General features: G+C 75.8%; 9 protein-coding genes. 8 read left to right on the forward strand and 1 reads right to left on the reverse strand.

Annotated elements, in window-relative coordinates; genetic code table 11:
• Positions 1-7: 7 nt before the first annotated feature.
• The 3 genes from AB0C04_RS10900 (at position 8) to AB0C04_RS10910 (ending at position 3736) form a co-directional block, all read left to right on the forward strand.
• Positions 8-1684, forward strand: coding sequence for a trypsin-like peptidase domain-containing protein (locus AB0C04_RS10900; protein WP_357051533.1), 1677 nt, complete (start codon positions 8-10; stop codon positions 1682-1684).
• Positions 1685-1852: 168 nt separating this feature from the next.
• Complete coding sequence (locus AB0C04_RS10905) at positions 1853-2524, forward strand: BON domain-containing protein (protein ID WP_357051536.1); 672 nt, start codon at positions 1853-1855, stop codon at positions 2522-2524.
• Between the two features lie 150 nt (positions 2525-2674).
• Positions 2675-3736, forward strand: a complete 1062-nt coding sequence (locus AB0C04_RS10910; RefSeq protein WP_357052240.1) for a glycosyltransferase family 4 protein — start codon at positions 2675-2677, stop codon at positions 3734-3736.
• Between the two features lie 8 nt (positions 3737-3744).
• Here AB0C04_RS10910 and AB0C04_RS10915 read toward each other — a convergent pair whose 3' ends face one another.
• Positions 3745-5130, reverse strand: a complete 1386-nt coding sequence (locus tag AB0C04_RS10915) for a serine/threonine-protein kinase (protein WP_357051539.1) — start codon at positions 5128-5130, stop codon at positions 3745-3747.
• A 221-nt stretch (positions 5131-5351) separates the two neighbouring features.
• On the opposite strand from AB0C04_RS10915, the gene AB0C04_RS10920 reads away from it, so the two are divergent.
• The 5 genes from AB0C04_RS10920 (at position 5352) to AB0C04_RS10940 (ending at position 12214) form a co-directional block, all read left to right on the forward strand.
• Positions 5352-6182: a patatin-like phospholipase family protein gene (locus AB0C04_RS10920; RefSeq protein WP_357051542.1), complete on the forward strand. Its 831-nt coding sequence runs from the start codon at positions 5352-5354 to the stop codon at positions 6180-6182.
• On the forward strand, positions 6182-7204 hold the full coding sequence (locus AB0C04_RS10925; protein ID WP_357051545.1) for a 1-acyl-sn-glycerol-3-phosphate acyltransferase: 1023 nt from the start codon (positions 6182-6184) through the stop codon (positions 7202-7204). The genes AB0C04_RS10920 and AB0C04_RS10925 overlap by 1 nt, the downstream gene beginning before the upstream one ends.
• Before the next feature lie 9 nt (positions 7205-7213).
• Positions 7214-7534 (forward strand): divalent-cation tolerance protein CutA, encoded by a 321-nt coding sequence (gene cutA, locus AB0C04_RS10930; protein ID WP_357051548.1) that lies wholly within the window; start codon positions 7214-7216, stop codon positions 7532-7534.
• Between the two features lie 47 nt (positions 7535-7581).
• Entirely contained in the window at positions 7582-11031 is a 3450-nt protein-coding gene (locus AB0C04_RS10935; RefSeq protein ID WP_357051551.1) for a hypothetical protein, read from the forward strand.
• A gap of 133 nt (positions 11032-11164) precedes the next feature.
• Complete coding sequence (locus tag AB0C04_RS10940) at positions 11165-12214, forward strand: acyl-CoA desaturase (protein WP_357051553.1); 1050 nt, start codon at positions 11165-11167, stop codon at positions 12212-12214.
• Positions 12215-12216 lie beyond the last annotated feature (2 nt).

A 12216-nucleotide genomic window follows, 5' to 3' on the forward strand; every position in this document is an offset into this window, starting at 1 on the left:
TGGATCCATGACCGAGTACGAGTCTGACCCGCAGCAGCACCGGCCGGCCCCCACCGACGCCGAGCCGGCGCACCCCACCGCCGAGCTGCCACGCGTCGAGCGCGCGCAGTCCGACTCCGCGAGCAGCGACCCGACCACCGAGCTGGCCTCCGCCGGCCCGGTCGCCGGGAACGCCGACCAGACCCCCGCGACCGACGCCGGTGCCTCCGCCACCCCGGAGCCCACCCGCGCGGACGCCCCCGCCACGCCCGACACCGACCGGGGCGCCGACCCGACCGTGCCGGTCGCCACGACCCCCGCCGGCCACCCGGCCGCCCCCACCGGCGGCTGGCAGCCGCCGGTGACCACCCCAACCCACCCCGGCCACCCGGTCTCCGGCCAGCCGGTCTCCGGGCCGCACGGCCAGCCGGTCTCCGGGCCGCACGGCCAGCCGGTCTCCGGGCCGCACGGCCAGCCGGTCTCCGGCCCGCACGGGTACCCGCAGCCCGCGGGCGGCCACTGGTACCCGACTCAGCAGTCCGGCTGGGCCAGCGGGGGGCAGCCGGGTGCGTACGGGCAGCCGCACGCGCCGCACCCCGGTCAGCCCGTGCCGCCCTGGGCGCCGGCCGCCCACCCCAACCCCGCCGGGCCCCGGCCGAGCCGGGTGGCGAAGTTCGCCGGCGCCGGCGTCGCGGTGTTCGCCCTGATGCTCGGCTCCGGTGTCGCCGGCGGAGCGCTCGCGCTCGCCATCGACGGCGACGGTGGCGGCGTCACCCGCACCTACTCCGCCGCCCCGGTGATCAACGGCGCCGACCTGCCGCGGATCGCCGCCTCCGTGCAGGACAGCGTCGTCTCCATCGCCACCGACAACGGCGAGGGCTCCGGCGTGATCCTCAGCGCCGATGGCTACGTGCTCACCAACAACCACGTGGTCGCCTCGGCCAGCGGTGACACCGTCCGGGTGGTCTTCGCCGACGGCAAGACCGCCGAGGCGCAGATCAAGGGCACCGACCCGAAGACCGACCTCGCGGTGGTGAAGGCCAACGGGGTGAGCGGCCTGAAGCCGGCCACCTTCGGTGACAGCGACGCGATGCAGGTCGGCGACCAGGTACTCGCACTGGGCAGCCCGCTGGGTCTGCAGGGCTCGGTCACCGCAGGCATCCTCAGCGCCCGGGAGCGCACCATCCAGGCCGGCGAGGGCGGCCAGCAGCAGGACCCGCGGCAGGCCGCGTCCTCCATCGCCGGGCTGCTGCAGACCGACGCCCCGATCAACCCGGGCAACTCCGGCGGCGCGCTGGTCAACACCCGGGGCGAGGTGATCGGCATCAACACCGCGATCGCCACCTCCGGGCAGAGCACCGGCAACATCGGCGTCGGTTTCGCCATCCCGAGCAACAAGGCCAAGGACGTCGCGGGGAAGCTCCAGCGGGGCGAGAAGGTCAGCCACCCGTCGCTCGGGGTCAGCGTGAACATGGCCGAGGGTGGCGGCGCGCTGGTCGCCGCGGTCACCCAGGGCAGCCCGGCCGAGAAGGCCGGCCTGCAGCGGGGTGACGTCATCACCCGGTTCGGCGACAAGGTGATCAACGACTCGGACGACCTGGTCGGCGCCGTGCAGGCCGGCAAGGTGGGCGACCGGGTCGAGGTGCAGTACAAGCGGAACGGCGCCGAGTCGACGGCAACCGTGACGCTCGCCGAGACGTCGTAACCGACACGAACCTGCCTCTTCCCTCCGGCGGCGGGTGACGGGCCCAAGGGGGTTGGGCCCGTCACCCGCCGCTCCCTCTCACCACGACGGCGGTTCACCCGATCCGGGTGAACCGCCGTCACCCGTACCGGGGGCAGCCTCGGCAGGACCGGTGAGGGGAGGGGTGGGATGAGCACGGCAGCCGCCGCCCGCGAGGACCAGCGGATCCAGCAGGACGTCCTGGCCGAGCTGGCCTGGGACGCCGAGGTGCAGCCCAACGAGATCGGCGTGAGCGTCGAGCGGGGGGTGGTCACCCTGACCGGCTGGGTGGACAGCTCCGCCCGCCGCTGGGCCGCGACCCGCTGCGCCCAACGGGTACGCGGGGTACGTGCGGTCGCGGACGACATCGAGGTACGCCTGGCGGGCAGTCCCGGGGTCACCGACGGCGAGGTCGCCATCGCGGTCGGCCGGGCACTCGAGTGGGACAGCTTCATCCCCGCCGAGCGGCTGGACGTCACCGTGGCCAACGGCTGGGTGATGCTCCGCGGCGAGGTGGAGTTCGGCTGGCAGCGCCGCGCCGCCGAGCGGGAGGTGCGCCGGCTGCGGGGGGTCCGCGGGATCACCAACCTCATCGAGGTACGCCCACCCGCCCCGACGGACACCGACCGGATCCTGCGCGACGTCCGGCGGGCGCTCGGGCGGGCCGCCGGCACCCGGGGGGTCTCGGTGGCGGTGGACGGCGACACCCTGGTGCTCAGCGGTGTGGTGCGGTCCTGGTGGGAGCGGGACCAGGCGGAACGGGTGGCCTGGTCGGCACCAGGCGTACGGGCGGTGGAGACCCAGCTACTCGTCGGCGAATGACGTCGCGCGTTGTCCGGTTTACCGCCGTCGGCACCGGGAAATCCCCGCCGACCACCTGGACCGGCACCAGCGGACCGCGCACGCCAGGGACCAACGGGAGGACTCGTGGCCGTGAACCACCCGCCGGCCGGCCGGCCGTTGCGGATCGCGATGCTGGTCCCGCCGTGGCTGTCCGTGCCGCCGCCGGGCTACGGCGGGCTGGAACAGGTGGTCGCCGGCCTGGTGGACGGGCTCTCCCGGTACGGGCACGCGGTCACCCTGTTCGGCGCCGGCAACAGGCACGGGACCGCGGCGCGGAACTTCGTCTCCACCAACCCGGACGTGCAGTACGAGCGGCTCGGCGAGGCGCTGCCGGAGCTGGCCCACCTGGCCCGGGTGAACCACCTGATCGACGCGGCGGACTTCGACATCGTGCACGACCACACCACCATCGGCCCGCTGGTCGCCGGGCGGCGGGCGGTGCCCACGGTGGCCACGGTGCACGGCAATCCCGTGGGTGAGTACGGCGACGTGCTCAGCGACACCGACGAGGGGGTCGGCCTGGTCGCCATCTCGCACGCCCAACGCCGGTTGAACCCCGGCCTGCCCTGGGTCGGCACGGTGCACAACGCGCTGGATCTCACGGGCATCCCGCGCAAGACCGTGCCCGGTCGGGGGGCGGTGCTCTGGCTGGCCCGGTTCAGCCCGGACAAGGGACCGGACGTCGCGATCAGGGCCTGCCGCGAGGCGGGCCTGCCGCTGCTACTGGCGGGCAAGTGCAACGAGCCGGCCGAGCGCCGCTACTACGACGACGTGGTCGCGCCGCTGCTCGGCGACGACGTCGAGGTGGTGTTGAACGCCGACCGGGCGGCGGCGCTGCGGATGCTGGTCGACGCCCGGTGCCTGATCATGCCGATCCAGTGGGAGGAGCCGTTCGGCATGGTGATGGTGGAGGCGATGGCCACCGGCACGCCGGTGGTCGCACTCGGTCGGGGGGCCGCGCCGGAGCTGGTCCGGTCCGGCGTGACGGGGCTGGTCTGCGACCGGGCCGAGGAGTTGCCCGCGGCGCTGCGGGCGGCGGAGCGGATCGACCCGGCGGACTGCGTCGCGCACGTGGCGGAGAACTTCTCCATCTCCCGGATGGCGCTCGGCTACGAGGCGGTCTACCGGCAGGTCGTGGGCGAGGGCGTGGGGCAGGCCCTGCTCGAGCCGGCCCGGGTCACCGTCCGCTGACCCCCGGCTCAGGCCCGCGCGGTGGCCAGCTCGGCGATGGCCGCGTCCAGTCGCAGGGCGTACGCGTGGCTGATCGCGCCCTCGCGGACCCGGACGGCGACCTTCTCCCGGAGCCGTGCGACCGGCGGCGCGAGGTCGCTGCGCCCGCCGCTCACCGACGCGCGGAGGTTGCGTAGCTCGTTACGGAGATCCAGACCCACGTCGGAACGGATCTCACCGGCGCTCAGCCCGGTGCCGATCAGGCCCTCCACCCGGTAGGCCGCCTCGACCAGCGTCGCCGGCAGACCGCTCGCTGGCGGCACCGGCGTGGCCGCCGCCGGTGGCTGCCGGGTGGCGTCGGACGACGACGGGTCCGTCGCCGACGGGGCGGTCGGCAGCGCGTGGAGCGGTGGTTGCCGCTCCGGCACCAGCAGCGGGACGGCAACCGCCACCGCCACCGCCAGCCCGGCCGGGACCAGCAGCATCGCCGGGCGCGGCCGACGCCGAGGCCGGTCGGTGGGCGGCGTGGTCGCCGGCAGGGTCGGCACGGCGGGCCGCCGGGGGGCCGAGCGGGGATTGGCGGCCTGCAACTCTTCGCCCAGGACGGTGGCGACCTGGCGGGCGGTGGGTCGGGCCGCCGGATCTCGGGCCAGGCAGCGCAGCGCGATCCCGGACACCTCCGCCGGCAGCCCCCGCACCCCGGCCAACGAGGGCCCCCGCTCGCTGGCCAGCGCCGTGCTGAGCTGTTCCCAGGTCTCCGCCGGGTACGGCACCCGCCCGGTGAGCGCCTCGTGCAGCAGCACCCCGAGGGAGTAGACGTCGGTGGCCGGCTGGGCGGGCGCCCCGTCGAGCCGCTCCGGTGCGACGTACGCCGGGGTGCCGAAGGTGCCGCCGTCCTCGTCCTCGTCCGGGGCGCCGATCCGGGTGGCGATGCCGAAGTCGAGCACCTTCGCGCCGACCGGGGTCATCATCACGTTGGCCGGGGTGATGTCGCGGTGCACGATGCCCAGCCGGTGCGCGCAGGCGAGCGCGTCGGCCACCTGCGCGCCGATCTCGACCGCCTCGCACCAGGCCAGCGGCCCCTCGGTCAGTCGCCGCTCCAACTCCTCGCCGGTGAGCAACTCCATCACCACGAACGAGGTGATCCGGCCGTCCGGGGCGACCGTCTCGCCGTAGTCGTGCACCGACGTCACATGCGGGTGCACCAGTTGGGCGGCGGCCCGCGCCTCGTCCCGCACCATGTCCCGGAACCGGGCGTCGGCGGCCATCGACGGCGCGAGGACCTTGAGGGCCACGACCCGGTCGAGCACCTCGTCGTGGGCCCGCCAGATCACCGACATGCCGCCGGCGCCGATCTGGTCGAGAAGTCGGTACCTGCGGGCCAGCAACCGGCCCGGGTGCAGTGCTGCCGTCACGGATCGCACCTGCCTCGTGGTGGGAGCGGTATCAGGTTGCGCGAATGTTTCCTGCCTGTCAACGGCCGCCGACCACCCTTGGGCCGTCGACGATGATCGATAGCGGTCGCGGCGGAGCGGCCGGCCGGGCTGGGCACACCGCATCGGGCGCGCCTGGCGTGCGGCCGGTCCGGCGCCCCGGGTCGGTGGCCCACCAGCGCGGCCGTGCCAGGATGAACGGCATGGCGGGGGGACCTGTGGCGTTCGTGCTCGGCGGCGGCGGCGTGCTCGGAGCGGTCGAGGTCGGCATGCTGCGTGCGCTGTTCCGGGCCGGCATCCAACCGGATCTGGTGCTCGGCACGTCGATCGGCGCGGTCAACGGCGCCCTGGTCGCCGCGGACCCGACCGAGGCGGTCACCGACCGGCTGGTCCGGCTCTGGGCCTCGCCGGAGGCGAGCGAGGTCTACGGCGACTCGGTGGCCCGGCAGCTGCGCCGGTTCGCCGCCCGGACCCACCTGCACTCACCCCGCCCGCTGCGCCGGCTGCTCGAATCCGAGCTGGGGGCGGAGACCACCTTCGCCGACCTGCGGGTGCCGTTCCGCTGCTGCGCGGCGCACATCGAGCGGGCCGCCGAGCACTGGTTCGACACCGGTCCGGTGGTGCCGGCCGTGCTGGCGTCCGCCTCGGTGCCCGGGTTGCTGCCGCCCACCGAGATCGACGGCGCGCACTACGTGGACGGCGGGATCGTCAACTCCATCCCGATCGGCGAGGCGGTCGCCGTCGGCGCCACCCGGATCTTCGTCCTCCAGGTGGGGCGGATCGAACGGGAGCTGACCCCGCCCCGCCGGCCGTGGGAGATCGCCCAGGTCGCCTTCGAGATCGCCCGACGGCATCGCTTCTTCCGGGAGATGGCGGCGCTGCCCGACGGGGTCGAGGTGCACGTGCTGCCGACCGGTGGGCTGAACCCGCGCGACGACACGCCATGGGCGTACCGGGACATGGCGGCGGTGGGCCGGCGGATCAGCCGGGCGTACACCGCGTCCCGGCGCTACCTGGCCAACCTGGAGCGCTGATGCCGCTGCCCCCGCGCTGGGTACGCCGGGTGCTGCTGGCGCCCGCCGTGGTCCTGCTCGCCTTCGTGGTGGTCACCACGCTGCCGGTCTGGGCACTGCTCGCGGCGGCCCTGTCGCCGCTGGTGCCCGGCCGGCTACGCCCGCTGCGGCTGCTCTGGATCGGCTGCGTCTACCTGGTCTGGGACGCGGCCGCGCTGCTCGCGCTCTTCGTGCTCTGGGTCGCCGCCGGGTTCGGCCGGCAGTCCCGGTCACCGGCGTTCCAGCGCGCCCACTACCAACTCGCCGGCTGGTTCCTGCGGGTGCTCTTCTGGCAGGCCCGCTGGACGCTGCGGCTGCGTATCGACGTGGTCGGCACCGACCCGGACACCGCGCTGCCCGGCCGGCCGGAGCTGGTGCTCTGCCGGCACGCCGGGCCCGGCGACTCGTTCATCCTGATCCACGCCTTGGTGAACTGGTTCCAGCGTGAGCCGCGGATCGTGCTGAAGGAGAGCCTCCAGTGGGACCCGGCGATCGATGTGCTGCTCAACCGGTTGCCGAACCGGTTCGTCGCGCCAGCCCGGAACGGTGACCGGGGCGCGGCGCTGCTCCGGCAGATCGGGCACCTGGCCACCGGCCTGGACGACGACGACGCCTTCGTGATCTTCCCGGAGGGCGGCAACTTCACCCCCGGCCGCCGGCTGCGCGCCATCGCCCGACTCCGCTCGCGCGGGTTGGAGCGGATGGCACTACGCGCCGAACGGATGCGGCACGTGCTCGCCCCGCAGCCCGGCGGGCTGCTGGCCGCGCTGGACGCCGCTCCGGACGCCGGGGTGATCTTCGCGGCGCACACCGGCCTGGACCGGATGATCACCGTCACCGACGTGTGGCGCGAGCTGCCGATGGACAAGCGGATCGTGCTGCGGTTCTGGTCGGTGCCGCCGGAGGAGGTCCCCACCGACCGGCAGGAGCGCATCGACTGGCTCTACGACTGGTGGGCCCGGATCGACGAGTGGATCGCGGCCAACCGTGACGACCCCGCGTAGGGTGCGGGCGTGGACCAGATCAGCGTGGTGACGACCGTGGTGGACGCCCGCGCGGTCGCCGACGTGCTGGCGGCCGCCGCCGTCGCCGGCCGGCTCGCCGCCTGCGCCCAGGTCGGTGGGCAGGTGGACAGCACCTACTGGTGGCGCTCCGGGGTGGAGACCAGCACCGAGTGGTCGGTCCAGTTCAAGACCGCCCCGGACCGGGTGACCGCCCTGGTCGACCAGATCCGGGCCAGCCACCCGTACGAGGTGCCGGAGATCCTGGTGTCCCGGGTGGAGAGTGGCGATCCGGCGTACGCCAGCTGGGTGCACGAGCACACCCGTCCCTGAGTACGCACACTCTGGCCCCGGTGGCCCGGGGTGTCCACGATGGCCTGGTGGAGAACACCGGCTACCCCTGCCCCGCCTGCGGTGCCCCGGCGGATCTGACCGCCGGCTGCGCCGGGTGCCGGCGAGCGCCCGACCCGGAGGCCGCCGAGGTGATCCGGCTCGACCGGGAGCTCGTCGTGCTCGGCACCGAGGTGGAGCGGGCGCGGCTCGCGTACGCCGAGCTGGTCGACCGGTTCAACCTCACCCAGCAGCGTCGGGCGCAGCTGGCCAGGCAGGTCCGCGCCCGGGTCGCGGTGCCGGCCGAGTTAGCCGCGGGTAGGGCGCCGGCATCGGTGGCGCCGTCGGCGGCGGCCCCGGCGCCGGTGCCGCCGGCCCGGTCGGAGCCGGGGCGGCCGGAGACCTCGACCCGTACCGTGCAGGGTCTGCTCTTCGTCCTGGGTGGGCTGCTGCTCGGCACCGCGGCGGTGGTATTCACGGCGGTGGCCTGGGCGTCCGTCGGGGTCGCCGGGCGGGCGCTGATCCTGGCCGCCGTCACCGCGCTCGCCCTGGCCGCGCCGCTGGTGGCGGTGCGGCGGGGGTTGCGCGGCACGGCGGAGACCTTCGCCGCGGTGGGGCTGCTCCTGGTGCTGCTCGACGGGTACGCCGCGTGGTCGGTGGACCTGGCCGGGGTGGCCGGCTGGCCGGGCACCCGCTACGCCGCGCTGGTCGGGGGGGCCAGCGCGGCGGTGGCGGCGGGTTACGCCCGGCTCAGCCGGCTGACCGGGCCGTGGTTCGCGGCGCTGGTGGCCGCCCAGCCGGTGCTGCCGCTGCTTGCCGCCGAGGCCAGGCCGGGGGCCGACGGCTGGGCGGTCACCCTGGTCGCCGTGGCGCTGCTCGACCTGGCGGTGCTCGTCGTGCTGGCCCGCCCGGCCGGTGCCGGTTCGGCGGTTGTGGCCGGGCGGGTGCTGGCCTGGACGGGGTTCGGCGCCGCGCTGACCGGCGCCGCCGGGTGCGCGCTGGTGCCGCTCGGCGAGGGCCGGGCGGTCGGTTCCCCGTTGCTGGCCGGGCTGCCGCTGCTGCTGGTGGCCGCCACGCTGGCCGGCGCGGCCCTGCTCACCGGCGGGCGGACCTTCCGATGGCTCGCCACCGGCGGGTTGCTGCCGGTGCTCGCCGCCGCGCTGTTGCGCCCGGTGGCCGAGCTGCGGCCGTCGCTGCTGCTGCTGGCCACGGCGTTGGTCGTGGCGGGGCTGGCCGGTGGCGTGGCACTGCTGCCGGCCGCCTGGCGTACCGGCCCGCGCGTCGCGGCGCTGCTGGTGGGGTTCGGGGTGACGATCCTCGCCGCGCTGTTCGCCGGGGCCCTGGCGCTCGGTGCCGTCGGCCGTTCAGTTCCGCCGTGGCGGGGCGCCGCACCCGGGCCCGACCTCGACTGGGGTTGGCAGCTGCCGGTCGCCGTGGCGTTGGCGGTGGGCGCGGTGGCGCTGCTGGCGCCGCGCGCCGTCCGCCCGCTCGCCGGGCCGGTCGGCCTGGCGCTGAGCGTGCTGGCGGTGCCCGCGGCCTGGCCGTCCGCCTGGCCGGCGGTGGTCGCCGTCGACCTGCTCGGCGCGGCGGCGTTGCTGCTGATCGCGGTGCTCGGCCGGGCGGGCCGGGTCGGCCCGGTGCCGCCGGCAGTGGCCGGAGCGGTCCTGCTGGGGCACGGGCTGCTGGTGTCGCTGGCCGCGCCGATCGGCGCGCTGACCGCGCTCGGGTCGACCGTGCTGCTCGGGGTGGCGGCATCCGCGCTCGGCCGCCGGGAACCCGCCGTGCCCCGCGCGGTCACCGGGCCGGCTCTGGTCGCGGCGCTGCTGGCCGTACCGGCCGGCGTCGCCGTCGGGTTGGCCGCCGCCGAGGCGCCCGTCTGGTGGCGGGCGCGGGCCGCCCTGGTCGCCGCCGGGCTGCTGCTCGTGGCGCTGCGCCTGGTCCGTCGCCACTGGGCGGAGCTGAGCGGGTACGCCGCGACCGGGATGGCCGTCGCGCTGACGGCGGCCGGGATGACGCCGCCGCTGCTGCCGGCCGACGAGCCGCTGGCGATCTACGCCGCGCTGGCGGTGCTGGCGCTCGCCGCGGCCATGCGGGAACCCGATGACACCGCGGTGCGGGTGGCCGGGCTCGCGCTGGCCGTGGTGACCGTCGTCGTCGCCGCCCCGGCGCTGCTGGCGGCGCTGATCAGCCCGTACGGCCGGACGGTAGAGGTCTGGTCCGGCGCGCCGACGGCGGAGCCGGTCCCGGCGGCGCTGCCGGGCGGGCTGGCCCTGGCCGCGCTGGCGCTCGCCGTGGCGGTGGCCGGCCGGACGCTGCGCGCGCCCCGGTGGACGGCGTCGGTCGCCGCGCTGCCGTTCGCCGCGTCCGTGCCGCCGGTGCTGCTGGTCGCGGTGGGGGCGCCCTGGCCGGTCGGGCCGGCCGTGACCCTGCTGACCGGGTTGGTGGCGCTGCTCGCGGCCGCCCTGCTCAACTCGCGCCCGCTGCTCGCCCCGATCGCGGTGCCGGTCGGGCTGCCGCTCGCCGCTGCCGGGCTGGCTGGGCTCACCGCGACCCGGGCGGGCACCCTCGCGGGCCTGGGTGTGCTGCTGGTCGCCGCCGCGCTGGCCGGCGTCGCCGGTCGGCGGGTCGAGGCCCGGGTTGCCGGGGCTCTCACGGCGGTGGCCGCCGGCACCGGTCTCGCGATCACCGCGTCGCTCGCCGGCGGGCTGCCACTGCGCGGCGCGGCGTTCGCCGTACTCGCCGTGGCGGCGCTGACCCTGGCTGTCGCCGCCGTCCTGCCCGCCCGCCCCGGACCCGCCGCCGCGGCCGAATCGGCGGTGCCGCCGGGCAAGGTGTCGCCGGTCGGCCGGCTGCTCGACGTCGCCGCCCAGGCGGTGGCGCTGGTCGCATTCCTGCTCGCCCTCGGCGCGCTGCGGCACGCTGCGGCGGTCTGCGTTCTCTGGGGCGCCGCGGTCGGTTTGCGGCTGCTGCGTGGAGGCGAGCCGGTCGGGCGGCGGTGGGTCTTCGCCGGTCTCGCCGGCGGCAGCGAGCTGCTCGGTGGCTGGCTGCTGCTGGCCGCCGGTCGGGTGGTGCTGCTGGAGGCGTACACGCTGCCGGCGGCGGCCCTCGCGCTCGGTGCGGGTCTGGTGGCGCTGCGGACCCGGCCCGGGCTGACCAGTTGGCTGGCGCTCGGCCCCGGGCTGGGCGCCGCGCTGCTGCCGAGCCTGGTGTCGGTGCTGGTGGCGCCGGATCCGCAGCCGTGGCGGCGGCTGCTGCTCGGCGTCGCGGCGCTCGCGGCGGTGCTGGCCGGAGCCGCGCGCCGCTGGCAGGCCCCGGTGCTGCTCGGCGGGACGACTCTGGCGCTGCTCGCGCTGCACGAGCTGGTCCGCGGCTGGGACCTGCTGCCCCGGTGGATCTTCCTGGCGGTCGGCGGTCTCGCGCTGATCGGGCTGGCCGCCAGCTACGAGCGCCGCCGACGGGACCTGCACCGGCTCCGCGCCGCGCTCGGCCGGATGGGCTGACGGCGGCCGGGGGTAGGGCTCGCCCTACCCCCGATTCGGGGGTGTCCAGGGTTACTCAGCGCAACCATTCAGCGGAGACTCGGAGGTGGCGTCGAGCCGTACGGCCGGCGGTAGGCGAGGAACGGGAGCGGCGATGGTGCTCGAAGCAGTGGCGGATCCGCCGGTACGGCGGGGCAGTGACTATGCGCAACTGTCTCGGCGGATCGCCAAGGCGGGTCTGCTGGAACGACGTCCGGGCTGGTACGCGACCCGGATCACGCTCACCCTCGGCGCGTTCGTGGCCGGCTGGGTGGCGGTGGTCCTGGTCGGTGACTCCTGGTGGCAGGCGCTGCTCGCCGCGGTGATGGCGGTTGCCACCACCCAGGTGGCGTTCCTCGGCCACGACGCCGGGCACCGGCAGATGTTCCGCCGGCGCGGCCCGAGCGAGGTGGTCGGCCTGCTCGCCGGCAACCTGGCGGTCGGGCTGAGCTACGGCTGGTGGGTCGACAAGCACAACCGGCACCACGCCAACCCCAACCACGAGGACGAGGACCCGGACGTCGGCGCCGGCGCGCTGGTCTGGACGTACGAGCAGGCCCTCGAGACCCGGGGATTCGGCCGTTGGCTGGCCCAACGGCAAGCATTCCTGTTCTTCCCGCTGCTGCTGCTCGAGGGGCTGAGCCTGCACGTGGCCAGCATCCGGGCGATCGTCGAGCGGGAGCCGGGCGGGAAGTTCCGTACCCCGATGCGGCACCGGGCGGTCGAGGCCCTGCTGCTCGCCGTGCACACCGCCGGCTACCTGGCCCTGCTGCTGCTGGTCATGTCGCCCGGTAAGGCGCTGGTCTTCGCGGCCGTGCACCAGGGGCTGTGGGGGCTCTACATGGGCTGCGCGTTCGCCCCGAACCACAAGGGCATGCCGATGCCGACCGCCGAGGACGACCTCGACTTCCTGCGCAAGCAGGTGATCACCTCCCGCAACGTGCGAGGTGGCCGGGTCACCGATGTGGCGCTGGGCGCGCTGAACTACCAGATCGAGCACCACCTCTTCCCGAACATGCCGCGGGCGAACCTGCGCCGCGCCCAGCCGATCGTCCGGGCCTACTGCGCGGAGCAGGGCATCCCGTACGCCGAGACCGGGCTGATCGAGTCGTACCGGCAGGCGCTGGGCCACCTGCACGAGGTGGGCCGGCCGCTGCGGGGCTGAAA

Origin of the sequence: Micromonospora sp. NPDC048909 (assembly GCF_040649635.1) — a bacterium.
GTDB lineage: Bacteria > Actinomycetota > Actinomycetes > Mycobacteriales > Micromonosporaceae > Micromonospora.